Origin of the sequence: Hymenobacter aranciens (assembly GCF_030580865.1) — a bacterium.
Taxonomy (GTDB): Bacteria; Bacteroidota; Bacteroidia; order Cytophagales; family Hymenobacteraceae; genus Hymenobacter; species Hymenobacter aranciens.
In genome coordinates, this window is the sequence record NZ_JAUQSY010000002.1 from 301,910 (window position 1) to 327,222 (window position 25,313).

The following is a 25,313-nucleotide window of genomic DNA, read 5'->3' on the forward strand; positions in this document are numbered from 1 at the left end:
CGTTTTTTAGGAATCACTGTTGGTAGACGTTGTATCTTCGCAGCATGGATTTGTTTGGAGAAACGCAGGGCGCAAAACCTTTTCTGAAGTGGGCAGGCGGCAAACGACAGTTGATTCCCGCCATTGAGGCAGCCCTCCCATCGAACTTCCGGCACCTGCGCAATGTGACATACGTTGAGCCTTTCATTGGCGGGGGCGCGGTGTTATTCTGGCTGCTTCAGGCCTATCCGAACATTCAGCGGGCCATCATCAACGATATCAACCCCGATTTAACTACCGCCTACCGGGTAGTGCAACAACGGCCCCAGGAATTGATTACGGCCCTCATGGCTCTGCAGGAAGCCTATTACTGCCTCGCTACTGAAGCCGACCGCCGCCTTTTTTTGAGGAGCTCCGGGCTGAGTTCAACACCCGCCCGCTGGCCGATGTACGCAACACGGCCGTGCTATTCTTCCTGAACCGGACCTGTTTCAACGGTCTGTACCGCGTTAATAGCAAGGGCCATTTCAATGTCCCATTCGGCCGTTACAATCAGCCAGTCATTTGCCACCCCCACACCATTTTGGCGGATAGCCAGTTGCTGGCCCGCGTCACGATTCTACAGGGAGATTTCGCCGAGGTGTTGTCACAGGTACCTGACCGCAGCTTCTTCTACTTCGACCCGCCGTACAAACCCCTCAGCAAAACCGCCGCTTTTAACGCTTACGCCACCGAAACCTTCGATGATGCAGCACAGCAGCGGCTGGCGGCGATGTGTCGGACGTTAGATTTTCAACAGTCGCCGTGGCTGCTCAGCAACTCTGACTTGCACAACGAGGACACTACCGATACTTACTTTGATGACTTGTACGCCGGTTTTACCATCCGCCGTGTTCAGGCCAAGCGGAGTATCAATTCCAAAGCAGAAGGACGGGGCAAACTCAGCGAGCTGCTTATCAGCAATTACGCTACCGAGCCGGCGGCACTGCTGGTGTAGCTGCCAATTATTATAAGCCTAAGCCTGGTTCGGCCAGGGGAATTTCTTTGAAGAAGTAGCGGCAGCCCACTTCTTCAATGTATTCCAGCACGTCCCGATATTCGGGTTTTCGAAACCAGTCATTGAGCAGATAATAAAACTCTATCCGTAGTTTTAATGGCGCCACCAGCCGCTCATACTGCCGTTTTTTGAAATGACAGGTTTGAAGCTTTTCATCGACGGAGCCAGCGCCCGCCTGGTATTTTTTCTCAATGACGTACAGCACGCCACCGACCAGCACCGCTCCATCGGGCAATAGCTTTTTGCTGACCAGCTGCTTATACCAGCTGCTTATAGTCGACCCCGTGCGCCGCCAGCAGATTTTTATACAGCTTGTTCTTCTCAAACAAGGTGCCGACGGCCAAATCTGTCAAGGTATCAATGACGGTATCACCGCGCAGCTTGTAACGCTCGTGTTCCGCGAAAGCATCGCGTAGCTCGGTGCTGCGCTCGAACTCCAGCCCGTTGCGGTTGGTATTAGCGCCGCCGCCGGCGGTATTAAACGGACGTGCCAATGGTCGTTTCGTAGTGAGTGAAGAAGTTCGGCAACGAAACCCCCAGCGTCCGGCATAAGGTCAGGATATTCAGCAGCGAAGGATTCCGCTCGCCCCGCTCAATCTGGCCGATGTAGGTGCGATGAAAACCACAACGACTGGCCAGTTCTTCCTGCGATAGTCGCTGCCCGGTCCGCCAGTGGCGCACGGCTTGCCCGAATGCTTTGAGTTGTTGTTCCCGCACCCCCAAAACACGCTACTTATTGTCGGCAGCACAACCGACAATAAGTAGCATTTTCGGGCGCCCGCCCTAACTTGCCCCCATGAAGCTCCCCCTGCTCCTGCCCCTCCTGCTGGCCCTGCCGCTCCTCGCTCCCGCCCAAAAAGCCACCCCGGCCCCGGAAAACCTCCTGCAATATGCCCACCCGCTGGTGGGCACCCAAAAGATGGGCCACACCTACCCCGGCGCCACGGTGCCCTTCGGCATGGTGCAGCTCTCACCCGATACCGATACGCTTAGCTACGAGCTCAACGGCAAATACAACCCCGACATTTACAAGTATTGCGCGGGCTATAACTACGACGATAAAACCATCGTCGGCTTCAGCCACACCCACTTCAGCGGCACCGGGCACTCCGATTTGGGCGACTTCCTCCTCATGCCCACCACCGGCCCGCTGCAGCTCAACCCCGGCACCGCCGACCGGCCCCAGGGCGGCTTCCGTTCCGCGTATTCGCACAAAAACGAAGTGGCCGAGCCCGGTTATTATAAGATATTGCTCGACGACCACCGCATCCTGGCCGAGCTCACCGCCACTACCCGCGTGGGGCTGCACCAGTATACGTTTCCGGACCGGGAGCCCGCGCACATCATTCTGGACATGATGGCCGGCATCTACAACTACCCCGACAAAAACGTGTGGAGCTACGCCCGCATCGAAAACGACTCCACCGTGACCGGCTACCGCCAGACCACCGGCTGGGGCCGCACCCGAACAGTGTACTTCGCCATGCAGTTTTCGAAGCGCTTTAAAAGCTACGGCGCGAAGAAGTTCGACCCCAAACAAACCTACCGGGGCTTCTGGGGCCGCTTCGACCAAACCCGCAACTGGCCCGAACAGGCCGGCCGCCAGCTGCGCCTGCACTTCGATTTCGACACTGCCCCAAGCGAAAAGATACTAATCAAATTCGCCCTCTCGCCCGTGAGCAGCGCCGGCGCCCTGGCCAATATGCAGGCCGAGCTGCCCGGCTGGAACTTCAACGCGACGAAGCAGCAGGCCCAGCAGCTCTGGCAGCAGGAGCTGGCCCGCGTGACCATCCAGACGCCCGTGCGCGCCGACAAGGAAAACTTCTATACCGCCCTCTACCACGCCAGCCTCGGCCCCACCATCTACCAGGATGTGGACGGGCAGTACCGCGGCCTCGACCAGCAAACCCACCGCGCCGAGGGCTTCACCAACTACACCACCTTCTCGCTCTGGGACACCTACCGCGCCCTGCACCCCTGGCTTAACCTCACCCAGCCCCGCCGCAACGCCGACATGGTCAACTCCATGCTGGCCCACTTCGACCAGAGCGCCGAGCACATGCTGCCCGTCTGGAGCCACCACGCCAACGAAAACTGGTGCATGAGCGGCTACCACAGCGTGTCGGTAATAGCCGATGCCGTCATCAACGGCGCCATCCCCCGCGACCAGGCCTGGCGGGCCCTGCACGCCTGCGTCACCACCGCCCGCCACCGCTGGTACGACGGCCTCGGCGACTATATCGACCACGGCTACGTGCCCGATGCCCGCAGCGGCACCTCGGTTTCCACCACTCTCGAATTTGCCTACGACGACTGGTGCATTGAGCGGCTCGCCTATTATATCGGCGAAGCCGTGTACGACGGCGGCCCAGTGTCGACCGAATTCCAGGCCCGCGCCACCAACTGGCAAAACGTCTTCGACGCCCGCATCGGCTTCATGCGCCCCCGCGCCGCCCCCGCCGCCACCGGCCAGGCCCCCGGCCCGTTCCGCCCCAAGTTCGACGTGCTCAGCACCAACGGCCAGGGCTTCATCGAAGGCAACGCCTGGAACTACAGCCTCTTCGTGCCGCACGACCCCGCCGGCCTCATCGCCCGCCTCGGCGGCCCCGCCCGCTTCGTGCCCCACCTCGATTCGCTCTTCACCATGCCCCTGCCCGACCGCTTCTTCGCCGAAACCGAGGACATCACCCGCGAGGGCATCATCGGCGGCTACGTGCACGGCAACGAGCCCGCCCACCACGTGGCCTACCTCTACAACTACGCCGGCCAGCCCCACAAAACCCAGGCCCAGGTGCGCAACATCCTCGCCTGCCAGTACCACCCCAGCCCCGATGGCCTCGGCGGCAACGACGACTGCGGCCAGATGAGCGCCTGGTACCTCTTCTCGGCCCTGGGTTTCTACCCTGTCGCCCCCGCCTCGGGCCAGTACGCCCTCGGCAGCCCCCTCGTCCACGGCGCCGTCCTCCACCTCGACAACGGTAAGGAGTTCATCATCCGCGTCAAAAACCAAAGCCCCAAAAACGTCTACGTGCAGCGCGTCAGCCTCAACGGCCAGCCGCTGACGCAGCCGCTGCTGGCCCAGAGTGAGGTGGTGAAGGGCGGCACGCTGGAGTTTGTGATGGGGGCCAAACCGGCACGGAAGTAAGCGTTGCGCCGGGCGGCCCTCCGCCCTACCTTTGCCGCAACGCACGGTTACTCCACCTCACCTCGGCTAGTCTCTAAAAAGACGAAACCCCGGCTGTTGGAGCAGCCAGGGTTTCAAAGAAGCAGGTGGTCGAACACCTAATCTTCTTCCCGAAATGAAAGATAAGCGTGTGCAAAAACTACTCTGGGCAGTCGGTAAGGCTGTTCTGTTGGGGTTTGCAAGTGGGGCAGCGAAGGCCATCGGCCTGTTGCTGTTCACTTACCTGCTCCAGCGGTAGTTTGGTAAGGGGTCGGGCCGGAAGGTTCGGCCCCTTATTTTTTGCTGACGCTGCAAATGTACTACAATGTATGAAAATGCAATACAGAAGCTGCTCCCTGTAACGTAGAGTTGCTGGCAATAGGTTGCAGAAACCAATGTTTTGCCATTTTACACGTTAACTTCCCATCATGAAGGCTAACTCAACTTTCTATAAAGACTCCCCGCTCCAGCTCGTCGCCTTCAACGACGTCGAAGACGAGCTCTTCGGCGCGCCCGGCACCCCCGACCGCAACGAGTACGAAGCCCGCATAGCCCTGGAGCTCCTGCCCCAGTCTATCCGCGAGTACCGCCTGCGCAACCACCTCACCCAGGACGAGCTCGGCCAGCGCCTCGGCGTACAAAAGTCCCAAATCAGCAAGCTGGAACGCAACGCCTCCAATGTGACCATTGACACCCTGCGCCGCGTCTTCAAAGCGCTGAATATGGAGGTGAAAATCTTATTGCAGCCAGCAGTACCGCAAGCTTAAACCAAAGCCCCAAAAACGTCTACGTGCAGCGCGTCAGCCTCAACGGGCAGCCGCTGGCGCAGCCGCTGCTGGCCCAGGCCGAGGTGGTAAAGGGCGGCACGCTGGAGTTTGTGATGGGGGCGCGGCCAAAGCTCTGAGCACAAAATACTGCAATTCAAAAACTATACGCAACAAGCTTGAATCACATTCAAACAACCTTTATTTTAACAAAGGCTCTATCATCATATGAAACATTCCCTAAAACTCGTCCCTTCGTTGCCTTATAAGAAGTGATACATAAAGGGTCTTTTCTCAAAATAGTCTTCAGATACTTTTCAGAAGACTTTAGTGTTTTCTGCAATTGTGGATATCCGTCAGTAGCCAAAACCACATCACTCATTATAACTTTTATCACACTCACATTTTTAACATCAATTTTAAATCCATCAAATACGGTGTAGTTATATTCACTCGCGCCACTAGCATTCTGAAATATTGTTTGCTTCAGTAACAAAGGCAAAATATACTCTCGTCCTGCATCATCAACTACCAAATCTTCTATAGGTCTCCCACTCATAATCTCACTTTTCAAATACAACGCCCTAACCTCTGATAATATATTGTCGATTTTCTTATCGGCTTTATAAACCTCACCGTTAACAAAACATTGACAATCCCCTATCACCCATACCTCTCTTCGGTATTGACTATAAATGGCTGCACAAGCAGAAAACCTATCTGCTTTATTAGCTTTCATATGACCGACCAGTTTATTGTTTTTATAAAAGTCGAATATTTTTTTCGTTATCAGCTCTATTGCAGAAATCACATCAGATTTACAATCTAACGTCTTAATTGCTTCACAGACAAGTTCACTAGCAACTCTGCCAGAACTTTTACCATCAAACTTAAAATCAGTTTTACTTGTGGCACCATCTATCACGGCAGCAAAATTTGCATCATAATAAATAGCATCCTCACACAACAAAGAATTATTGTGCTTACCCATTAAGAAAGATTCAACAATCTTAAAACTCATGCTTTGCAACGACTTTTATGTTAATTGGATTTTCCTCTTCAACATCGCATTCAACAATGATGAAAACACTCTGATGTATTTTCGAGAGCAAGCTATGTTGTTTAATATACTCCTCTGTAAAGTATTTTGCAGCGGCGATGGTACCATAAGTATGGCATCCGGCAAACAAACAAACTGATGCCGGACTGGCGTCAAAAGAGGAATACGGGTTTTTCATTCTTATAATCAACCCATAATCCTTGACCACTTTCTCACCTGTTGTCTCCCCAATATAAACACGTTCACTACCTTCTACTTTCCATGATATCTCGTCATCACTATCACAACTCACAACGCCGAGCTTGTCAATTTTCTCCAAGAATTTTCGTGTTTTTTCATTATGTTTTTTTCCCCCTAGTAATATCAAGTCATCACCCATTCTAGCTTTAAAATCCTCATCTGATAAAAAAACATTTTGGCAGGTAATATCATAGGCAGAACCTATGCTTTCTATAATGTACCCAAAGGCTTTCACTTGACCAACTCCTGTTGTTGCCTTTATATGCTGTCCTGTGTTGACACGATGCGAAGCAGACATGCAAATAGTAAGCTTTTTCACATCTTTCAAATTCCACATTTTTTTGACTGGGTCAATTTTTTTCACATGCGTAACAACTGACTTTGATACATAGCCAAGCACACCACTTATAGCAAGCCAAATTCCTTTTGAAATAAATTCAGATTCGTACCAGGAAGCCATAAAAAACCACAATTGAATTACTACAAAAGACTTGGCACTAAAATGAAGCCGCCTGCTTCCTAATCGGAAGCGGGCGGCTCCGTTTCCAAAGCTACTAAAATTTACGCCCCCGGCGTCACCTCTCCCTTCCCTTTCCCACCCCCCGAGTCAATAATCTTCCGCATCTGTACGTACCCATCATAAATCGGCCGGTCAATCAGCTTAAACGCCTTCATATCCTCGTCCAGCTCGCGCAGCTCGTCCATCAGCTCGCCGAGCAGGTCTTCGAGGGCCGCGCCGGAGAGCACCCGCTCGTCAATCGTTTTGCGGGTGGCGGGCTGGGCCGTGCGGAAGTTCTCGTGGGCCTTCACCAGCGGCTTCAGGGCCGCGGCGCTGAGGCCCTGCTTGGCCAGCTCGGGGGCCACGTCGGCGCGGGCGGCGCTGCCCAGCACCGCGCCTACTACCCCGATAAACGCCAGCGGCCGCAGCTTCCGCAGCTGCTTGCCCGAGAGCGTCACCGCCGCCCGCAGGTCGTCGTCGCCCAGGCGGGTGGCCACCCGGCCCAAGGGCCCCAGCAGGGCCGGCAGCAGGTCGAGCAGCGTGGTGTGGGCCGTTTCGGCGGCCTCGGTCAGCTTCTTGGTGCGCTTGGCGGTGCCGCCCCGCGCCCCCGAAATCTTGGTGTAGATTTTCGTCACTTCGGCCGCCTGTTCGGCCGCGATTTCGCTCGCGGCGATGGAGTCGGCGTTTTCGGTTACGTAGTCCACCACCCGCCCGCACATCACCAGCTGGTCTTCTTTAAACTTGTCCATGCTAATCTATGGTAAGTAACTGACGGAAAACGCCCCGCCCGCGCCCAAAGCCCTTGCTTGGGGCTGCCAAGGTACAGGTTATTTTGAAAAGCACAATACCGCAGTTCCAACTAAAAACCCTATCCGAGTATCCCAAAACCCTATTGAGGTCCCGCTCGCCGCAATTGAAGCCCGGCAAGCAGTAAACCCGGCGAGTTATTTACCTCGTGAGCGCACGCAGTGTGCAATCGGGCGGCGGGCAGCATCCGTCTTTCATATCCCCGCTCCCGTTTGCATGCGCTCCATTCTACTTGCTTCGTTAGTTGCCCTCCTGCTCAGCTTCCCGCGCATTAGCTTCGCCCAGCCCTACTCCTTCAATCCCAGTAGTACCTGGTCCTCCCGCCTGCTGCTTACTCCGCCGGCACTGTACCTGCCGGCGGGTAAGCAGCAGCTACAACGCGCCATCACCTACGTAGTGGTGGCCGGCAAGCGGCTGCGGCTGGAGGAGCTGCACTACGACCAGCAGGGCCGGCTCGATACCAGCAAAGCCTACACCTTATCCGCCGATGCGCAGGGCAACCTGCAACCGCTCCTGCAAACCCAGCGCTTCTACCGCACGCAGCTACGCGGCGATTCCCTGCGGAGCGAGGTGGAGCACTACTTCGGGCCTAATATCCCCTCCCGCAACTGGCGTATCAGCGGCAGCATCCCCCTTACCGAGCCCCTGCTCGGCACCGGCCACCAGGCCCACCAGCTGCCCGGCGCCACCCCCGGCCAGGCCGATACCCTCCGCGACGGCCCCGGGCTTTTCTGGGCGTGGTCTTACACCCCAAGCGAGCAAAAAGCTGCTTTCCACCGCGCCCAACGATACTCCGCGCACGACTACGTGGGCTGCACCGCCGAGCTGGACCTGGCCCAGCGACGCCTGACGGCCCACCTGGGCACCAGCCGCGGCGGCTCGGTTACCTATCGCCGCCGCTACGAAGGCCGCAGCCAGAACTACACCGAAACGTGTCACAGCTCCTGGGTTTCCGGGGGCGGCGGCGCCACCACCGAAGGCGACCTGTACCGGCGCACGGTGCGCTGGCGAAAGGGCCTGTGCCGCAGCGAGCACTTCGTCGTGCTTAGCTCCTTAACCGCCGAAGGGACGTATCCCGAATTCACCGTGTACCATGCGTATACCTTTTATTAAACCAACACCCGCGAAGCACCGGGCCTTGGCATAGCTCCCCCCGCTAGTCCCATTTCCCAAACGGCACTTGGCATAGCCGAAACGCTATTCTCCCTCCCCAAACGGCATTTGGCATAGCTGAAACGCTGTTCTTCCTCCCTAAACGGCACTTGGCGCACCCTAAACACCATTCCGCTATTCCCAAACACCCCTTGACCTTGCCCAAACGGCACTTGGCGGTCCCCAAACACCCCTTGGCTATTCCCAAACACCATTCGACGCTGCTAAAACGGCATTTGGCTAAGGCAAAACACCATTCGACCCTGCCCAAACGGCATTTGGCTAAAGCAAAACCGGACTTGGCGGACCTTAAACACCATTCGACCGTCCCCCAACACCCCACGACCCTGCCCAAACACCTCCCGGCCCCACGCAAACGGCCCCCGCCAGCAAGCTGACGGGGGCCGTTCAATCCATTCAACCCTAAACCTTACGGGTTCCGCGTCGCCGCCAGCTCGCGCTGCCAGAAGCGGTGTTGCTTCATCGCCTCGATAAAGGCCGGGGCCAGGCTGCCCACTTTCGTGCTCTCGCTCACCACCACGCCCGGCGCGCTCAGAATATCCTCCGCCCCGGCGTAGGCTGCCGCTTTCAGCAGCGCCACGCCCGCCTCCGAGGCCCCGATGGGCTTGCAGTGCCGGAACGCCTCGTGCACGAAACGCACCGCGTCGGGCTCCTGCGTCAGGGCCGTCACGCTGGCCGCGCCGCTGGCCACGTACACCGCGTCAAACAGCGCCGAAGAGGTACTCTGGAAGGTGTGGTTCACCAGCAAACTCTGGCCGCCCTCGCCCTTAATGCTGCCCAGGTGCGTGGCCACAATCTGGGCCTGCGCCCCCTGGTCCATCAGCGTGCGCACCAGCTCGGCGATGGCCGGCACGTCGGCCCCGTCCGTCGCCAGCACGGCCACGTGGCGGGTCTTGATGCTGGCCTTGCCCGCGTTAATCGGGCTGTCCGGGGCCATGCTTAGGGCCGGCGAACTGCCCTCCTGCCCGGTGGCCGGGGCCGACTGGTAGTCGGCCGGATTGGCATCAGCCGGCACGGCCAGGTTCAGCTGCAAGCCCTCGGCGCTGGGCACCGCCACGCCCAGCCCGGCCGCCACGCGCTCGGCCAGCTCCGGCGCTACCTGCGCCAGCTGCACCAGCGTGCGCTCGCGCGGCAAGTCCTTCTGCACGTGGCTCAGCTCGAAGCGCAGCGCCTTCACGATGTGCAGCTTCTCAATCTCCGTCTGGCTGTTCCAGAACAGCCGCGCCTGCGAGTAAAAATCAATAAAGCTCTTGCTCCGCTTGCGCACCTTGAAGGCCGCCACCGGCTCGGGCACCGTGCTGTAGCCGCCCTCGCTCGCCTTGGCCTGTTGCGGGAAGTTGTCGTTGAGCAGGTTCGGCCCGTAGCTCACCTGCCCCTTATTAATCGTCTGGCGCATGTGGCCGTCGCGCTGCCCATTATGCACCGGCGCGATGGAGCGGTTGATGGGAATCTCGTGGAAATTCGGCCCGCCCAGGCGCTTAAGCTGCGTGTCGGTGTACGAAAACAGCCGCCCCTGCAGCAGCGGGTCGTTCGAAAAATCAATGCCCGGCACCACGTGCCCCAGGTGGTAAGCCACCTGCTCCGTCTCGGCGAAATAGTTGTCGGGGTTGCGCGTCAGCGTCATCTTACCGATGGCCTGCACCGGCACCAGCTCCTCCGGGATGAGCTTGGTCGAATCGAGCAAGTCGAAGTCGAACGAATGCTCGTCCTCTTCCTCCACCACCTGCACGCCCAGCTCCCACTCCGGGTAAGCCCCCATCTCAATCGAGTTCCACAGGTCGCGGCGGTGAAAGTCGGGGTCTTTGCCCGAAATCTGCTGCGCTTCCTCCCAGGCCACCGAATGCGTGCCCAGCAGCGGCTTCCAGTGAAACTTCACGAAGCGCCACTTCCCTTCGGCGTTCACGAAGCGGAACGTGTGTACCCCGAAGCCCTCCATCATGCGGTAGCTGCGCGGCAGGGCCCGGTCGCTCATCACCCACAGCAGCATGTGCATGGTTTCGGGGTTGATGGAGATGAAGTCGTAAAACGTGTCGTGCGCCGAGGCCGCCTGCGGAATCTCGTTGTGCGGCTCCGGCTTCACGGCGTGCACGAAGTCCGGAAACTTGAGCGCATCCTGAATGAAAAACACCGGAATGTTATTGCCCACGAGGTCAAACACGCCCTCCTCGGTATAAAACTTCACCGCAAACCCGCGCACGTCGCGCGCCAAATCCGACGAGCCCTTCGAGCCCGCCACCGTCGAGAAGCGCAGAAACACCGGCGTCGTCACCCCCGGCTGCAAAAAGCCGGCCTTGGTCAGCTCCGTGGCATTGCCGTAGGCCTCAAACACCCCGTGCGCCGCCGCCCCGCGCGCATGCACCACCCGCTCCGGAATGCGCTCGTGGTCGAAGTGCGTCATCTTCTCCCGGAAGTGGAAGTCCTCGAGCAGCGTCGGCCCGCGCTCGCCGGCCTTGAGCGAGTTCTGGTCGTCGCTGATGCGCAGGCCCTGGTTGGTGGTCAGAAACTGGCCGTAGCTGTCCTCGCGGTTGGGGGCCAGCTCATTGGTTTTGGCCGTGCGCGCCACGTCCTCGTGGGTTTGCTTGGCAACAGGTTTTTTCATAGCAGGAAAGAATGCGTTGACTTGTCTCAACGGGCTTTCCCCGCCGGGGTTCCGGCCGAGCTTGGTAATAGGCCCCACCCGCGCCCGCCCACCGGCCCGACTTGTCCATCGTCGGGCGCCGCCCTACCTTTGCCCTTCACCCAACCTTCCGGCTATTTTATTCCGGCCCCGCCGCGTCTGCTTCTTATGACCGTTAGTGAATTCTTTGAGCTGTTTCTCGACGAGCTCCGCCAGAGCCCGGAGCTCACCAGCTACTATAAGTTTCTGGCCGACCCCGGCAGCTTCGAGTTTCGCAAGGCCTACGTTGTGCAGCGCCTGCACTACATCCTCGACCATTTGCCGAATAAGGAAGCCGCCATCTGGGACTGCGGCTGCGGCTACGGCACCACCGCCATTTTTCTGGCCCTCAACGGCTACAAAGTGCATGGCACCACCCTCGAATTCTACTACGAGCACATTGCCAAGCGCATGGCGTACTGGTCGCAGTTCGGCGACGTGGTGGGCTTCACCTACAGCTACGAAAACCTCTTCGACTCGCCCCCGCCCCCGGCGTCCTACGACCACGTCATCATCCAGGACACCCTCCACCACCTCGAGCCCCTGCAGGACGCCCTGCGCATCTTCCGCGAAAGCCTGCGCCCCGGCGGCACCCTCATCCTGGTGGAAGAAAACGGCGGCAACGTCGTCCAGACCTTCAAGCTCTACCTGCGCCGCGGCAACAAGCGCATCATCACCATCTACGACGAGCAACTGAAGAAAGACATCCTGCTCGGCAACGAAAACATCCGCAACCTCGCCACCTGGCGCCGCGAGCTCGCCCAGCAGCAGCTCTACATCCCCGACGCCGAGGTGCAGTATATCCGCCTATTCCCCCCCTTCTTCTTCAAGCCCGGCCAAACCCCCCAGGTGCTGGCCCGCGAAAACAAGCTCTGGCGCACCAACTCCTTCCTCAAGGAAAACTTCTTCTTCGGCCTGAATTTCATCGTAGAGAAGGAGCCGCGTAAGTAGGTTTCTGTCATGCTGAACGCAGTGAAGCATGACAGTACCGGCGTTCAGCCCACCCTCAGAAAACCTACCCCAGCACCCCCGCCGGCACCGGGTGCAATATCAGCCACACCAGCTCCCGCAGAATTTCACCGTCGTCCATCGAGCCGCTGCCAATGCCCTTGCTCTGCGCATCGGCCCGCCGGATTTCGTGAATAATATCCACCACCCGCGCCAGCGGATACACCTTCAGCGCCTGCTGGTAGTCCTTCTGGGCAAAGGAATTCATAATCCCCAGGCTCTTAAACACGCCATCGTTCAGGTTCGGCCCCGCCTGGTGCAGCACCAGCAGCTTGGTAAAAAACCCAAACAGCAGCGTCAGATTCGGAATCAGCGGATTCGCCTTCGGATTGGCTGCGAAGTACCCCAGAATGCGGTTGGCCTTGAGCACGTCACGCTGCACCAGCGCCTTTTGCAACTCAAAGATGTTGTAATCCTTGCTGATGCCCACCAGCCGCTGCACCAGCTCTTCGTCGATGGCCTGGTTGGGCTTCAGGTTCAGCGCCAGCTTGTCCACCTCATTGGCCAGCCGGCCCAGGTCGGCCCCGATGTACTCGGCCAACAGCGCCACGGCTTGGCCACTGATTTGCAGGCCGCGCTGGCGCACGTTGGCCGTCAGCCACTGAGGCACCTGACTGTCGTAGAGCTTTTTGCTGGTCATCAGCACGGCGCCGGGGGCGTCTTTGCCGCTCAGCAGCTTGCCCAGCTTCTTGCGCGAGTCCAGGGTTTTGTGCTTGTAGCACAGCACCAGCACCGTGCTCGGCAGCGGGTTCTTCAGGTACGCTTCTAGGAAGGGCCACACCTTTTCGCTTTCCAAATCGGCCACCGCCTGCGCCTCCTTCACAATCACCACGCGCCGCTCGCTCATCATCGGAAACTGCTTGGCCTGGCCAAGAATGGCCGTCGTGTCTACGTCCTTGCCGTAAAGCACCACCTGGTTGAAGCTGCAGTCGTGCTCGGGCAGGGCCGTTTGCTCGATGCGCTCGGCCACCACGTCGATGTAATAGGGCTCCTCCCCCTGCAGCACGTACACGGGGTGGAACTTACCTTGCTGCAGTTCCTTAAGTAAAGCGTCGGCGTCGAGGGTCAAAGTAATTAGCTGTAGAGACGCAAAATAGTGCGTCTCGTCGTTGAACGAAATCGGCCATGCGGCGCAACGACGAGACGCACTATTTTGCGTCTCTACACCCAGGCATCACCGGCAAAAATAAGGCTTGCCCGCCGCCGGCCCTACCTTTGCACCGACTTACGCCCCGGCACTTTTCGGCGAAGTCTTTTCCATCAGTCCATGTCTTCAAGTACCCAACCGCAGGAAGGCGTTAGCCAAGTCCCGCATTCCCTGATAGATGAACTCCGCTGGCGCGGCATGTTTCACGACATGATGCCCGGCACCGACGAGCACCTGCTGAAAAACGCCCCCGTGAGCGGCTACATCGGCTTCGACCCCACCGCCGCCTCGCTACACATCGGCAACCTGGCCACCATCATGCTGCTGGTGCACCTGCAGCGCGCCGGCCACCGCCCCGTGGCCCTGGTGGGCGGCGCCACCGGCATGATTGGCGACCCCAGCGGCAAATCGGCCGAGCGCAACCTGCTCGACGAGGAAACCCTGCGCCGCAACCAGGCCGGCATCCGCGCCCAGCTCGAAAAATTCCTCGACTTCGCCGAAGGCCCCACCGGCGCGCTGGTGGTCAACAACTACGACTGGTTCAAGGAGTTCAGCTTCCTGGGCTTCCTGCGCGAGGTGGGCAAGCACCTCACCGTAAACTACATGATGGCCAAGGATTCGGTGAAGCGCCGCATCGGCGGCGGCGAGGATGCCGACAGCAGCGGCATCAGCTACACCGAGTTTAGCTACCAATTGCTGCAGGGCTACGACTTCGTGCACCTCAACAAGACCCTGGGCTGCACCCTGCAAATGGGCGCCTCCGACCAGTGGGGCAACATCACCACCGGCACCGAGCTCATCCGCCGCGTGGCCAACGCCGCGGGCACCGACGCCAAAGCCTACGCCCTCACCGGCCAGCTCATCACCAAGGCCGACGGCACCAAGTACGGCAAGTCGGAAACCGGCACCGTGTGGCTCGACGCCACCATGACCTCGCCCTACCAGTTCTACCAGTTCTTCCTCAACTCGGCCGATGCAGACGCGCCGCGCCTTATCCGCGTCTTCTCGCTGCTGAGCCAGGCCGAAATCGAAGCCATCGAAGCCGAACACGCCGCCGCTCCTCACCTGCGCACCCTGCAAAAAGCCTTGGCCGCCGACGTCACCACCCGCGTGCACGGCGCGGCCGCTACCGAAGCGGCCCTCGCCGCCTCGCAAGTCCTCTTCGGCGGCGGCGACCTCGCTTCGCTCGATGAAGCTACACTATTAGATGTATTTGCCGGCGTGCCCCGCCTGCAGGTGCCCCGCACCGATATGGCTAATGCCGACGCCATGACCTTGCTCAGCGAGCTGACAGGCAAGGAAATTCTGCCTTCCAAAGGCGAGGCCCGCAAGCTTATTCAATCCAACGGTATCAGCATCAACCGCCAGAAAGTGGCCGCGCCCGATGCAGCCGTGGCCGAGTTGGAACCGCTCCACGGCAAGTATCTGGTGGTGCAGAAAGGCAAGAAGAACTACTTCTTGGTCGAGTTGGTGTAAAATCGTCTGTCATGCTGACGAAGGAAGCATCCTCTCACGCCAGACTGGGTTTACCGCCTCGTTTCGGCGTGAGAAGATGCTTCCTTCGTCAGCATGACAGTTTCAAATAGACGCGTTAGAAAACCAAAAAAGGCCCCGCCAGTAGCGGGGCCTTTTTGCATCCGTCCACAAAATCCGCGAAATCCGAAAAATCCGCTGGAATCCGTGGTTCAGACAAATTACTTCTTGGCGGGAGCCTTCTTAGCCGGAGCGGCTTTGGCGGGAGCAGCTTTTTTGGCGGGCGCAGCCTTGGTAGCCGGCGCGGCGGCGCCACCAGCGGCTTTGGTCGTGTTTTTCATGTCCTGCACTTCCTTGCGGATGCGGGCGGCTTCGTTCTTCAGCTCCTGCATGCCCTTGCGCACGCGGGTACCGGCAGCCGAGTTGTTCTTATCGTACGACTTGTCGAAATCGTCTTCCAGCGAATGGATGAGGTCTTTCAGTTTGCTAAACGGGTTCATTGAGGGTTGGGAATTGGGGTGAAGAAAAAGTGAATTGTGGTGTTTTGCCGGCCCTAATATACAGGGATTTCAGATGCGGGCAAGTTTTCCGATTTTTTCCTAAAACGGCCTCCACAGCTTTTTGGCGGCCTTTTTTGAAAAAAACTTTTTTTTCAACTTGCCACCGGCTACTGACCCGCTTGGAATAGTACAAAAACAAGAGCGCCGGCCACCCTCACGGGCGGCCGGCGCTAACGTCATTAGCAGGCAATGCTAAACTGCTTCGGGCACAGCCGTCGTTTTGCTGTACAGGCCCTTGCTGAGCTTGTCCTGCACGGCCTCGAAGGCGGTGATGGTTTCCTGTACGTCGGCCAGCGTGTGCATGGCCGTGGGAATGATGCGGAGCATAATCACGCCCTTCGGCACCACCGGATAGACTACGATGGAGCAGAAAATACCGTGATTCTCACGCAAATCCAGCGTAATCTGGGTAGCGTCCGGAATTTCGCCCTCCAGCAGCACCGGCGTTACGGGCGAGGTGGTGGTGCCGATGTTGAAGCCTTTTTCGCGCAGGCCGCCTTGGATGGCGTGCACGATGGTCCAGAGGTTTTCGCGCAGCTCGGGGTGGTTGCGCAGCAGCTCGAGGCGCTTGAGGGCGCCCACCACCAGCGGCATGGGCAAGGATTTGGCGAAAATCTGGCTGCGCATGTTGTAGCGCAAATATTCAATCACGCTCTCGGGGCCCGATACGAAGGCGCCGATGCTGGCCATGCTCTTGGCGAAGGTCGAAAAATACAGGTCGATGCCGTCCTGGGCGTCCTGCGCCTCGCCGGTGCCGGCCCCGGTGGCGCCCATCGTGCCGAAGCCGTGGGCGTCGTCGACGAACAAACGGAAGTTGAATTTCTCCTTCAGCGCAATCACGCCGCGCAGGTCGCCCTGGTTGCCCGACATGCCAAACACGCCCTCCGTAATCACGAGGATGCCGCCGCCGTTTTCGTCGGTGATGCGCTTGGCGGCCGTCAGCTGCTTTTCGAGGCTGGCCATATCGTTGTGGCGGTACACGAAGCGCTTGCCGGCGTGCAGGCGCACCCCATCGATGATGCAAGCGTGCGACTCGGCGTCGTACACAATCACGTCGTGGCGGCTCGACAAGGCGTCGATAATCGACACCACGCCCTGGTAGCCGAAGTTGAGCAGGCAGGTGGCGGGCTTCTGCACGAAGTCCGACAGCTCGTCTTCCAGCTGCTCGTGTAGGTTGGAGTTGCCGCTCATCATGCGGGCGCCCATGGGCAGGGCCATGCCGTATTCGGCAGCGGCCTCGGCGTCCACGCGGCGCACCTCGGGGTGGTTGGCCAGGCCGATGTAGTTGTTAAGGCTCCAGTTCAGCATTTTCCGGCCGCGGAAGGTCATGTGCGGGCCGATTTCGCCTTCGAGCTTGGGAAATGTGAAATAGCCGTGGGCGTAGTGCGAATGCGAGCCCAGCGGACCGCGGTTGGCCGAAATCCGGTCGAAAATATCCACTGAAAAAGGAAAAAGGAAGTGATGAAAAACGGAAGGCAGGCCGCCAGCCAGCCCCTGACGGACTTACAAAGGTAACCCCGCCCCCGCGCTTGTACATAATTTGGGGGTAATAACCGGAATGGCGGGTGGGGGTTTCAAGCGGAACGTGGCACGCCGCGGCCCTCGAAGTCGGCAAGCGGGCGTACTTTCAGGTAGTGAATCGGTTGCCGGGCCCCTGGCTACCCCATCGTTTCCCGATGATTTCGTCGTTTTACCTGCGCTCACTCCTATTACTCTTGTTGCCCTGTGCCGCGCTGGCCCAGGAGCTGCCCCCGCCCGACGGCTGGCCCCTGCGCCCCGTGGCCGCGCTGCGGGCCGTGCCCGAGCCGCCGGGCGGGCTGGTGCCCTACCGGCAGGGCGAGCTGTGGGGGTTTGCCGATACGACCGGGCGGGTGTGGATTCGGCCGGTATTCCGCTTCGAGCCGCCGTGCTTCGGGGCGGGGCTACTGCTGCAAACGGAGCAAGCTTCCGAGCCGCATCAGACTACCTATCAGTACCGCCCGCTTCAGCCGGGCACTAAGCTCCCTCGCTGGCTACCTAGCTGGAACCTGCGCTACGGCTGGCTGCATGCGGCCGAAGACTACGGCCCGCTTATCTGGAATGTAAGCTTCCGCAAGCCCAGCAAAACCGGCGTTTCTTTTGTGCTCAACGCCCACGGCGAGCAGTTGCTGGTATCGGCCCGCGAGGCCATTGCCAGCACGGCCGGCGGGGGCTGGCAGGCGGTGGCCCGGCCCGCACGTGCCACCGGACAGCACGAGCTGGCAGCCATTGAAAGCAGTGAGATAGAACCCTACTGGCAGCGGCCGGGCCGGTTGTTTACGGTGCCGCTGGGGGCACAGCCGCCGGGCGTGCCAGCCCGCTTCATGCGCCGCCGCGCCTACGACCCCGAGGTCGATTTTGAGGCCCCGCTGCCCGCGGGCAGCCCGCTCTACCTTGCGCAAAAAGTGAACTGGCTGCGGCCCCACCGCCTGGTGTGGCACTCCCGCGACGGTATCAGCCGCCAGCTGGCCGGCACCCGCTACCGCTACCATGGCCGTATGGCTTTGTTTGATGCGCGGGGGCACCGCCTCACCGACTACCGCTACCGCGGCATGAAGCAATTATTGCCGCAGCGGCTGGCTTACTGGCAGTACACCGACAGCTTGTATTACGACCGCGAGGCGGCTGACTCGGCGGGCCTGGCCCGCAACTGGCTGATTGGCGAGGGTCCCGACGTCATGGCCTGCCGCTACGGCCTGCTCGACCGGCGGGGTCGCGAAATCACGCCTCCCCTGTTCCTGCGCCTGGAGGCCGCCGGCCCCAATAGCCTGTGGGTGGTAGCCGTGCGCCAGCAACGCCTGCACTACGGCCTGATTGACACTCTGGGCCACTACCTGCTGCCCCTCAGCCCGCGCCCTATCAGCCTGCCCGATGCCGCCGGGTTGCTGCGCCAGCTCAGCCAGGCGCCGCTGCCGCACGGACGGTTTAACAATGCTACCAAAGTGCGGTACCCCGACAGCACCACCGTGCAGTACCTGCGGCCCGACGGCCACCCGGCCTTCCCGGGCCGCTTCACGCGGGCCGATGCGTTCTGGCAGGGCCGGGCCCTGGTGCAGCAGGGCAAGCAGTTTGGCTTGCTCGACTCGCTGGGCCACTGGGTGCTGCCGCCGCAGCGGGAAATGCTGCGCTACTACCGCTACGCCAAAGCCCATCACAACCAATGGGATATCACCGACCCGCTGGAGCTGTTTGATTGCCTCAGCAGCGAAGGCCAGCGTGGCAGCAGTGATTATATGTTACCCAACGAGCCCCTGCTGCTCTTGGCTTACTCCCCGCCCCAGGGCTTGGCCTGCGCGATGCCCGCACCGGGGAAGTAGTAGTGCCGGCCGTATTCGCAGAGCCGCCGGTGCAGTGGTACGGCGGCGTAGTATGCTGGCGGGGCGGCCAACGGCTGGGCTACTCCTACACCGGCTGGGCCTTCAACCCCGACCTGCCCACCAGCTACCCGCTCGGCGTGTGGCAGCTCGCCGCCCACGCCTACGTGTACCGCCCGCTGCTGCAACGCACCGAATCGGGCTGGCTCACGCGCGGCGGCCGCCAGCTGTGGCAGGACTGACGGACCCGCCCTAGTATCTTCGCCCTTCCCACCCTTTGGGCGCGCCCGCGCCCGCTTTCTAGTTTTCCAATGAAAAAAATCACCAAGCTCCTGGTTGCCAATCGCGGCGAAATTGCCCTGCGCGTGCTGCGCTCGGCCAAGGAAATGGGCATTGCCACGGTCGCCATCTACTCCGAAGCCGACCGCAACGCCCTGCACGTGCGCTACGCCGACGAAGCCGTGTGCGTGGGCCCGCCCGCCTCGAAAGACAGCTACCTGCGCGGCGACAAGATACTCGAAGTCTCTAAGGAACTGGGTGTTGACGCCATTCACCCCGGCTACGGCTTCCTCTCGGAAAATGCTGGTTTTGCCCGCGCCGTGCGCGAGGCGGGGCTGATTTTCGTGGGCCCCTCGCCCGAAGCCATGGAAATAATGGGCGACAAGCTCTCGGCCAAGCAGGCCGTGCAGGCCTACAACATCCCGCTGGTGCCGGGCACGGCCGAGGCCATTGCTGACGTGCAGGAGGCCAAGCAGATTGCCGAGCAGGTGGGCTTCCCCATCCTTATTAAGGCCTCGGCGGGCGGCGGCGGCAAGGGCATGCGCCTGGTGCATCATGCCGGGGAGTTTGAGGAGCAGATGCAGCTGGCCATCAACGAGGCCGTGTCGGCTTTTGGCGATGGGGCGGTGTTCATTGAGAAGTTCGTGACCGGGCCGCGCCACATCGAAATTCAGGTGCTGGGCGACGAGCACGGCAATATCGTGCACCTGTTTGAGCGCGAGTGCAGCATCCAGCGCCGCCACCAGAAGGTGATTGAGGAAGCGCCGTCGGCCGTGCTCACGCCCGAGCTGCGCGCCGAGATGGGCCGCTGCGCCGTGGACGTGGCCCGCGCCTGCAACTACGCCGGGGCCGGTACGGTAGAGTTTCTGCTCGATGATAAGCGCAACTTCTACTTCCTGGAAATGAACACCCGCCTGCAGGTGGAACACCCCGTGACCGAGCAGATTACGGGCCTCGACCTGGTGAAGGAGCAAATCCGCGTGGCCGAGGGCTACCCGCTGCCTTTTGCTCAGGAAGATTTGACCATCACCGGCCACGCCCTGGAGCTGCGCGTGTACGCCGAAGACCCGCAGAACAACTTCCTGCCCGACATCGGCACCCTCACCACCTACGTGCGCCCCCAGGGCCCCGGCGTGCGCGTCGACGACGGCTTCGAGCAGGGCATGGACATTCCGATTTACTACGACCCCATGATTGCCAAGCTGGTGACCTTCGGGGCCAATCGGGAAGAAGCCATTGCCCGCATGCTGCGCGCCATCGAGGAATACCAGATTACGGGCATCGAAACCACGCTGGGCTTCGGCCGCTACGTGCTCACGCACCCGGCCTTCGTGAGCGGTGATTTCGACACGAACTTCATCAAGGACCACTACCCGGCCGGCGCGCTGGCCCCGGCCGCACCCGATGAGGCCACCGCCAAAGTGGCCGCCGCCCTGGCCGCCATGCTGCTCACGGAGCAGAAGCCCAAGCCCGCGGCGGCCGAGACGGCGGGCGCGGCGGCTTCGTCGGGCTGGAGGCGCAACCGGCTGGGGGTGCGGTAAGGCTCTTCCAAATCGACTACCGAGAAACCCGGCCCATTGGCCGGGTTTTTTGTTGGTATTGGCTAAAAAGTAGGTCCAGAGCCCCACCAGGCGGTATTTTTGCGGTTCTGCATCTACCCGGCGGATTTGTGAACAGGAATTATTCTTTCTTTTTTAAAGTAGTTATGCAGCACACTTTTCGTTTCCTGGCCGGGCTGGCCCTGGCTGGTTTGTCTTTTAGCGCCCAGGCCCAGACCGTGGGCATCGGCACCACCGGCGACACCAATGCCGCCCTCGATATTTCGGCTGGCACCGGCAATAACAAGGGCCTGCTCATCCCGCGCATGACGCAGGCACAGCGTCTGTTAGTGACCACCACCACCGAGGGCATGCTCGTGTACCAGACCAACGGCACGCAGCCGGGCTTCTGGTATTACACCAACAATGCCTGGGTGGCCTTGCCCTCGGGCGTGGCCTCGGGCGCGGGCTGGCTGCGCACCGGCAACTCGGGTACCGACCCGGGGCCCAATCCGGGCGTGGGTGACATTGTGACGCCCGCCACCAACTTCATCGGCACCACCGACAACAAGGACCTGGTGCTGAGCACCAACAACGTCGAGCGCCTGCGCATCACCACCGATGGCTCGCTCTACAGCCGCTCAACCTACGGCCTGATTCTGAATGCCAACGATGCCCCAATGATTACCCGGGGCTGGGATAAGTTTACCTCGGGCTCGTTTAACGGGCTGGGACGCTGGGGCCTGTTTATGCGCGCCAGCCAGCTGACGTCGGGCATTCCGAACGATGGGGGCAAGTCGTTTGGCTGGGTGACCTGGAACGCCAACTCGACCGTGGCCAGCACCCTAATGACCCTCACGCAGTCGGGCAACCTGGGTATCGGGCTGAACGGTGATGCCGCCAGCACCCGCCTGAGCATCATCGGCACCGGCACCGGCAACCCCAATACCACCGGCGCGGGCCAAAGCGGCGGCCACCTGGCCCGCTTCCGCGACAATGGCAACGTGGGCCTCGACCTGGGCAGCAGCGGCAGCACCACCGGCCTATGGTTGCAAAGCACCAACCCCACCGACCTGAGCACCAACTACGCCCTGCGCCTCAACCCCAACGGCGGCAACGTGGGCGTGGGCACCGGCACCACGGCCCCGAACAGCACCCTGAGCGTGGGCGGCACCATGAGCGTGGCTACCAGCCTGGCCATTCCGGGCAGCCCCGGCGGCTCCAACACCAGCCCCACCGACCTGAGCACCTACCGGGCCGGCTACCTGGGCCTGGCCCCTACCGCCGGCAATGCTGACTTCCGCCTGCCCGACCCCACCACCTGCGCGGGCCGCATCTACTACCTGCGCAACAACAGCGGCAGCCAGGCGGCTTACCTCACGCTCACCAACTACGCGGCCGGCTCGAAGGAAATTTTTGCCGGCAGCAGCAGCTCGCCCAATGCCAGCGGCTACTACACGCTGCCGGCCAGCGGCAACGGCAAAACCATCATCGCCATTTCGGACGGCGCCAACTGGACCATCGGCCAGATTAACTAACTAAACCCGCCCGTTTGCCCGTATAGCTTATCCAGCTGTTTCCCGGACCCCGGCCTGTTCCAGTGCCGGGGTTCGTTTTTTTTCGCCATTCCCCGCCGTAGCCGGCATCTTTGCGCGGTATGAAAAATCTGTTTTCGACCAGCCGGGGGCTGGTTGCTTTGTTTGCCCTCGTGCCGATGACCATAGTTGCCCAACCCACCCCCCGCCAGCTCTACTCCGGCCTCTTCGAGGCCGTGCAGCTGGGCCAGGTGTACCCCGATGGCAAAACCTTCGTGGACGTGCTGCCCCACGGCACACCCACCGAGATACTGGCTGCTTATCAAAAGGAGAAAAACCAGCCGGGCTTCGAACTTAAGGCCTTCTGCCAGCGGCACTTCTACCTGCCTGCCACGGACCAGACCCGCTATCAGAGCAACGTGGCGGCCGGCATCTACGCCCACCTCGACACGCTGTGGACGGTGCTACTGCGGCCGGCCCAGCCCACGGTGCCCGCGTATTCGTCCTTGCTGGCGCTGCCGCACGCCTACGTGGTGCCGGGCGGGCGCTTCCGCGAGGTGTACTACTGGGATTCGTACTTCACGATGCTGGGGCTGCGCGAGGCCGGGCGCACGCAGCAACTGCGCGACATGGCCGATAATTTTGCCTATCTGATTGACAAGCTGGGCTTCGTGCCCAACGGCAACCGCACCTATTACCTTACCCGCTCGCAGCCGCCGTTCTTCGCCCAGATGGTGACGCTGCTGGCCCAGGGCCGCGACTCGGCCCAGGTGCTGGCGCGCTACCGCCCGGCCCTCACCCGCGAATACCTCTACTGGATGGCCGGCGCCAAGGACCTCAAGCCCGGGCAGGCCCACCGCCGCGCCCTGCGCCTGCCCGGCGGCGAATACCTCAACCGCTACTGGGACGACAGCGACGAGCCCCGCGAAGAATCGTACCGCGAAGACGTGGAGGCCGCCAAACGCAGCGCCCAGCCCGCCCCGCAGCTCTACCGTCACCTGCGGGCCGCCGCCGAGTCGGGCTGGGATTTCAGCGCCCGCTGGCTGGGGGCCGATGGGCAGCTGGGCTCCATCCGCACCACCGATTTCGTGCCCGTAGACCTCAACTGCCTGCTGCTGGTGCTGGAGCAAACCCTGGCCCGCGCCCACCGCAGCGCCGGCGAAACCGAGGCCGCCGCCAGCTACGACTTGCGCGCCACGGCCCGGGCCGCCGCCATCCAGCGCTACTGCTGGAACGGCAAGGCGGGCTGGTTTGTGGATTACGACTTCGGGCAGCACCGTCCGGCCGCGCCGCGCACGCTGGCGGGCGTGTTTCCGCTGGCCTACGGCGTGGCCACGCCCAGCCAGGCCCGGCAGGTGGCCCAGGGCCTGCAAAAGGACTTTTTGCGTCCCGGCGGCCTGCTCACCAGCCTGGTGCCCAGCGGCCAGCAGTGGGACGCCCCCAACGCCTGGGCCCCGCTCGAATACCTGGCCATCGAGGGCCTGCGCCGCTACCGCCATACCGCCCTGGCCGACACCGTGGCCCACCGCTGGACGCAGCTCAACCTGCGCACCTTCCAGCAAACCGGCAAGCTGCTGGAGAAATACGACGTGAGCGACCTGCACCGCCCCGCCGGCGGCGGCGAATATCCCCTACAGGATGGCTTCGGCTGGACCAACGGGGTGCTGCTGAAATTGCTCAACGAGCGCTAACTGCCCCCCGGCAGCGGCCCCGGCCCCATCGGATGCGTTTCCGGGGCGTTCGAATGGCTTCCGGAGCGTTCGGATGCGTTTCCGGAACGTTCGGACGAGGTTCCGGAGCGTTCGGATGAGGTTCCGGAACGTTCGGATGAGGTTCCGGAACGTTCGCACGAGGTTCCGGAACGTTCGAATAGCTTCCGGAGCGTTCGGATGAGGTTCCGGAGCGTTCGGATGAGGTTCCGGAGCGTTCGAATAGCGCGGACTTTGGCTACTGCCCGACCGGTAGCGTGTAGCGCTGGCCGTGGGCCAGCAGGTGCAGGCGCAGGTCGCGGATGGAGAATACTTCGCCGGGCTCAATCTGGTAGATAGTGTTGCCGGTGCAGGCGTGGCCGTCGAGCAGCACGGCCATGCCGCGGCCGATGACTTCGAGCTCGCGGCCCTTGGTGACGAGCACGGCCGTGTCTTCCTCCAGCCCCAGACCGATGCAGCCGGGGTTGGTGGCGATAATCTGGGCCATGCGCACGATGCGGCCGCGGGCGATGAAGTGCGTGTCGATGGCCACGTTGCGCAGCAGCTGCAGGCCGGTGGTGATGTGAATTTCGTCCTTCACGAAGCCAGCGTCGTTGCGGCCCTGGTAAATCATGGGCGTGCTCATGGCGGTGGCTCCGGCGCTGGTGCCGGCCACCACCAGGGGCTCCTGCACGTAGCGCTCGCTGAGGCGGCTGAGCAGGGCCGTGCCGCCGAGCAAGGCCGTGAGCCGCAGCTGGTCGCCACCGGTGAAGAACACGCCGTCGGCGCGGTCGAGCACGGCAAAGTGGTCGGGATTGTTGGCTTCTTCGCGACTCTGCACGTCGAGCACTTCCACATGCGCGATGCCGAGGTCGGTGAAGGACTGCAGGTAATCGGACAGGCCCTGGCTAGGGTCTTCGGAGGCGGTAGGAATGATGACGACCGTGCGCCGGGCGGCCAGCTCTTCGACGAAGCGCTGGAGAATGAAGTCGGCCGACTCGTCGGGGCCATCGGCGCCCTGACGCTGCTCGCGGCCGCCGATGGCCAGCAGCTTGCCTTTGGGAATAGTGGTGCGAAGGGACATGGGGAGAATGGGCGGCAATGCAAGCCGCGTCTGCCGCTAATACGCCCGGCCGGTCCGGCGGTGCGAACGGCAAATACGGATTTTGCCCTTCCACCTTACGGATTTGGCTTCCGTATTAGTACGCAGGCCTGGCTCAGGGCCGGCTCTGCGGGCGCGCACGAACGCGGCCATCCATCCCAGCGCCAGGCTAATGGCCGGTGCACCGACACCCGAAAACATTCGAAAAGAGCTTGGCAAGGGTTGAAGACAGCCGCTGGCAGCCGTTTAGCCT

Annotated in this window: 23 protein-coding genes and 1 pseudogene; 13 read left to right on the plus strand and 11 right to left on the minus strand. The window is 61.1% G+C overall.

Annotation, left to right across the window (positions count from 1 at the left end):
- The first annotated feature begins 44 nt into the window (after nucleotides 1-44).
- Together Q5H93_RS03530 and Q5H93_RS03535 are read left to right on the plus strand one after the other, a co-directional pair.
- A complete protein-coding gene (locus Q5H93_RS03530) occupies nucleotides 45-458 on the plus strand; it encodes a DNA adenine methylase (RefSeq protein ID WP_305005106.1) in 414 nt (137 codons plus the stop codon).
- Nucleotides 419-976: a DNA adenine methylase gene (locus Q5H93_RS03535; protein ID WP_305005307.1), complete on the plus strand. Its 558-nt coding sequence runs from the start codon at nucleotides 419-421 to the stop codon at nucleotides 974-976. The genes Q5H93_RS03530 and Q5H93_RS03535 overlap by 40 nt, the downstream gene beginning before the upstream one ends.
- 10 nt (nucleotides 977-986) lie before the next feature.
- Here Q5H93_RS03535 and Q5H93_RS03540 read toward each other — a convergent pair whose 3' ends face one another.
- The 3 genes from Q5H93_RS03540 to Q5H93_RS03550 are packed head-to-tail and all read right to left on the minus strand — an operon-like array spanning nucleotide 987 to nucleotide 1,753.
- A complete protein-coding gene (locus tag Q5H93_RS03540) occupies nucleotides 987-1,271 on the minus strand; it encodes a hypothetical protein (RefSeq protein ID WP_305005107.1) in 285 nt (94 codons plus the stop codon).
- Between the two features lie 22 nt (nucleotides 1,272-1,293).
- Nucleotides 1,294-1,530, minus strand: coding sequence for a hypothetical protein (locus tag Q5H93_RS03545; protein ID WP_305005108.1), 237 nt, complete (start codon nucleotides 1,528-1,530; stop codon nucleotides 1,294-1,296).
- Nucleotides 1,514-1,753 (minus strand): helix-turn-helix domain-containing protein, encoded by a 240-nt coding sequence (locus Q5H93_RS03550; protein ID WP_305005109.1) that lies wholly within the window; start codon nucleotides 1,751-1,753, stop codon nucleotides 1,514-1,516. The genes Q5H93_RS03545 and Q5H93_RS03550 overlap by 17 nt, the downstream gene beginning before the upstream one ends.
- A 79-nt stretch (nucleotides 1,754-1,832) precedes the next feature.
- On the opposite strand from Q5H93_RS03550, the gene Q5H93_RS03555 reads away from it, so the two are divergent.
- The 3 genes from Q5H93_RS03555 (at nucleotide 1,833) to Q5H93_RS03565 (ending at nucleotide 5,103) form a co-directional block, all read left to right on the plus strand.
- Complete coding sequence (locus Q5H93_RS03555) at nucleotides 1,833-4,181, plus strand: GH92 family glycosyl hydrolase (protein WP_305005110.1); 2,349 nt, start codon at nucleotides 1,833-1,835, stop codon at nucleotides 4,179-4,181.
- Between the two features lie 446 nt (nucleotides 4,182-4,627).
- Nucleotides 4,628-4,966 carry a helix-turn-helix domain-containing protein gene (locus Q5H93_RS03560; protein ID WP_305005111.1) on the plus strand — a complete coding sequence of 113 codons (339 nt, stop codon included), beginning with the start codon at nucleotides 4,628-4,630 and terminating at the stop codon, nucleotides 4,964-4,966.
- 23 nt (nucleotides 4,967-4,989) lie between these two features.
- Complete coding sequence (locus Q5H93_RS03565) at nucleotides 4,990-5,103, plus strand: hypothetical protein (protein WP_369810976.1); 114 nt, start codon at nucleotides 4,990-4,992, stop codon at nucleotides 5,101-5,103.
- A 50-nt stretch (nucleotides 5,104-5,153) separates the two neighbouring features.
- Here Q5H93_RS03565 and Q5H93_RS03570 read toward each other — a convergent pair whose 3' ends face one another.
- The 3 genes from Q5H93_RS03570 to Q5H93_RS03580 form a co-directional block, all read right to left on the minus strand.
- Nucleotides 5,154-5,984, minus strand: coding sequence for a hypothetical protein (locus Q5H93_RS03570; RefSeq protein WP_305005112.1), 831 nt, complete (start codon nucleotides 5,982-5,984; stop codon nucleotides 5,154-5,156).
- Entirely contained in the window at nucleotides 5,974-6,723 is a 750-nt protein-coding gene (locus tag Q5H93_RS03575) for a hypothetical protein (RefSeq protein ID WP_305005113.1), read from the minus strand. The genes Q5H93_RS03570 and Q5H93_RS03575 overlap by 11 nt, the downstream gene beginning before the upstream one ends.
- Before the next feature lie 101 nt (nucleotides 6,724-6,824).
- Nucleotides 6,825-7,511, minus strand: coding sequence for a hypothetical protein (locus tag Q5H93_RS03580; RefSeq protein ID WP_305005114.1), 687 nt, complete (start codon nucleotides 7,509-7,511; stop codon nucleotides 6,825-6,827).
- A gap of 274 nt (nucleotides 7,512-7,785) precedes the next feature.
- Between Q5H93_RS03580 and Q5H93_RS03585 the strand changes: the two genes are divergently transcribed.
- On the plus strand, nucleotides 7,786-8,682 hold the full coding sequence (locus Q5H93_RS03585) for a hypothetical protein (RefSeq protein WP_305005115.1): 897 nt from the start codon (nucleotides 7,786-7,788) through the stop codon (nucleotides 8,680-8,682).
- A gap of 469 nt (nucleotides 8,683-9,151) precedes the next feature.
- Here Q5H93_RS03585 and Q5H93_RS03590 read toward each other — a convergent pair whose 3' ends face one another.
- Nucleotides 9,152-11,341, minus strand: a complete 2,190-nt coding sequence (locus tag Q5H93_RS03590) for a catalase (RefSeq protein ID WP_305005116.1) — start codon at nucleotides 11,339-11,341, stop codon at nucleotides 9,152-9,154.
- A 186-nt stretch (nucleotides 11,342-11,527) separates the two neighbouring features.
- Between Q5H93_RS03590 and Q5H93_RS03595 the strand changes: the two genes are divergently transcribed.
- Nucleotides 11,528-12,349, plus strand: coding sequence for a class I SAM-dependent methyltransferase (locus Q5H93_RS03595; protein ID WP_305005117.1), 822 nt, complete (start codon nucleotides 11,528-11,530; stop codon nucleotides 12,347-12,349).
- A 64-nt stretch (nucleotides 12,350-12,413) separates the two neighbouring features.
- Here Q5H93_RS03595 and holA read toward each other — a convergent pair whose 3' ends face one another.
- Nucleotides 12,414-13,475, minus strand: coding sequence for a DNA polymerase III subunit delta (gene holA / locus Q5H93_RS03600; protein WP_305005118.1), 1,062 nt, complete (start codon nucleotides 13,473-13,475; stop codon nucleotides 12,414-12,416).
- A gap of 198 nt (nucleotides 13,476-13,673) precedes the next feature.
- Between holA and tyrS the strand changes: the two genes are divergently transcribed.
- On the plus strand, nucleotides 13,674-15,029 hold the full coding sequence (tyrS, locus tag Q5H93_RS03605) for a tyrosine--tRNA ligase (protein ID WP_305005119.1): 1,356 nt from the start codon (nucleotides 13,674-13,676) through the stop codon (nucleotides 15,027-15,029).
- A gap of 326 nt (nucleotides 15,030-15,355) precedes the next feature.
- Here the strand turns inward: tyrS and Q5H93_RS24120 are convergent.
- Nucleotides 15,356-15,526 (minus strand): annotated as a pseudogene (locus Q5H93_RS24120) (BF3379 family histone-like protein); the annotation flags it as partial.
- 252 nt (nucleotides 15,527-15,778) lie between these two features.
- Nucleotides 15,779-17,026, minus strand: a complete 1,248-nt coding sequence (locus tag Q5H93_RS03615) for an aminotransferase class I/II-fold pyridoxal phosphate-dependent enzyme (protein ID WP_305005121.1) — start codon at nucleotides 17,024-17,026, stop codon at nucleotides 15,779-15,781.
- A 275-nt stretch (nucleotides 17,027-17,301) separates the two neighbouring features.
- Here Q5H93_RS03615 and Q5H93_RS03620 point away from each other — a divergent pair, with 275 nt between their 5' ends.
- The 5 genes from Q5H93_RS03620 (at nucleotide 17,302) to treF (ending at nucleotide 23,961) form a co-directional block, all read left to right on the plus strand.
- Nucleotides 17,302-18,921 (plus strand): hypothetical protein, encoded by a 1,620-nt coding sequence (locus Q5H93_RS03620; protein WP_305005122.1) that lies wholly within the window; start codon nucleotides 17,302-17,304, stop codon nucleotides 18,919-18,921.
- Nucleotides 18,922-18,923: 2 nt separating this feature from the next.
- Entirely contained in the window at nucleotides 18,924-19,160 is a 237-nt protein-coding gene (locus tag Q5H93_RS03625; RefSeq protein WP_305005123.1) for a hypothetical protein, read from the plus strand.
- Nucleotides 19,161-19,229: 69 nt separating this feature from the next.
- Complete coding sequence (accC, locus tag Q5H93_RS03630; RefSeq protein WP_305005124.1) at nucleotides 19,230-20,738, plus strand: acetyl-CoA carboxylase biotin carboxylase subunit; 1,509 nt, start codon at nucleotides 19,230-19,232, stop codon at nucleotides 20,736-20,738.
- A gap of 164 nt (nucleotides 20,739-20,902) precedes the next feature.
- Nucleotides 20,903-22,273 carry a phage tail-like protein gene (locus Q5H93_RS03635; RefSeq protein WP_305005125.1) on the plus strand — a complete coding sequence of 457 codons (1,371 nt, stop codon included), beginning with the start codon at nucleotides 20,903-20,905 and terminating at the stop codon, nucleotides 22,271-22,273.
- Between the two features lie 119 nt (nucleotides 22,274-22,392).
- Nucleotides 22,393-23,961, plus strand: a complete 1,569-nt coding sequence (gene treF / locus Q5H93_RS03640) for an alpha,alpha-trehalase TreF (RefSeq protein ID WP_305005126.1) — start codon at nucleotides 22,393-22,395, stop codon at nucleotides 23,959-23,961.
- A gap of 256 nt (nucleotides 23,962-24,217) precedes the next feature.
- On the opposite strand, the gene Q5H93_RS03645 is transcribed toward treF, so the two are convergent.
- Complete coding sequence (locus Q5H93_RS03645; protein WP_305005127.1) at nucleotides 24,218-25,042, minus strand: cyanophycinase; 825 nt, start codon at nucleotides 25,040-25,042, stop codon at nucleotides 24,218-24,220.
- Nucleotides 25,043-25,313: the final 271 nt, after the last annotated feature.

Coding starts and splice junctions, on each gene's coding strand:
- Q5H93_RS03580 (WP_305005114.1), bottom strand. CDS start 7,511: ATGGACAAGTTTAAAGAAGACCAGCTGGTGATGTGCGGGCGGGTGGTG.
- Q5H93_RS03645 (WP_305005127.1), bottom strand. CDS start 25,042: ATGTCCCTTCGCACCACTATTCCCAAAGGCAAGCTGCTGGCCATCGGC.
- tyrS (WP_305005119.1), top strand. CDS start 13,674: ATGTCTTCAAGTACCCAACCGCAGGAAGGCGTTAGCCAAGTCCCGCAT.
- Q5H93_RS03555 (WP_305005110.1), top strand. CDS start 1,833: ATGAAGCTCCCCCTGCTCCTGCCCCTCCTGCTGGCCCTGCCGCTCCTC.
- Q5H93_RS03530 (WP_305005106.1), top strand. CDS start 45: ATGGATTTGTTTGGAGAAACGCAGGGCGCAAAACCTTTTCTGAAGTGG.
- treF (WP_305005126.1), top strand. CDS start 22,393: ATGAAAAATCTGTTTTCGACCAGCCGGGGGCTGGTTGCTTTGTTTGCC.
- Q5H93_RS03635 (WP_305005125.1), top strand. CDS start 20,903: ATGCAGCACACTTTTCGTTTCCTGGCCGGGCTGGCCCTGGCTGGTTTG.
- accC (WP_305005124.1), top strand. CDS start 19,230: ATGAAAAAAATCACCAAGCTCCTGGTTGCCAATCGCGGCGAAATTGCC.
- Q5H93_RS03590 (WP_305005116.1), bottom strand. CDS start 11,341: ATGAAAAAACCTGTTGCCAAGCAAACCCACGAGGACGTGGCGCGCACG.
- Q5H93_RS03585 (WP_305005115.1), top strand. CDS start 7,786: ATGCGCTCCATTCTACTTGCTTCGTTAGTTGCCCTCCTGCTCAGCTTC.
- Q5H93_RS03570 (WP_305005112.1), bottom strand. CDS start 5,984: ATGAGTTTTAAGATTGTTGAATCTTTCTTAATGGGTAAGCACAATAAT.
- Q5H93_RS03575 (WP_305005113.1), bottom strand. CDS start 6,723: ATGGCTTCCTGGTACGAATCTGAATTTATTTCAAAAGGAATTTGGCTT.
- Q5H93_RS03595 (WP_305005117.1), top strand. CDS start 11,528: ATGACCGTTAGTGAATTCTTTGAGCTGTTTCTCGACGAGCTCCGCCAG.
- Q5H93_RS03560 (WP_305005111.1), top strand. CDS start 4,628: ATGAAGGCTAACTCAACTTTCTATAAAGACTCCCCGCTCCAGCTCGTC.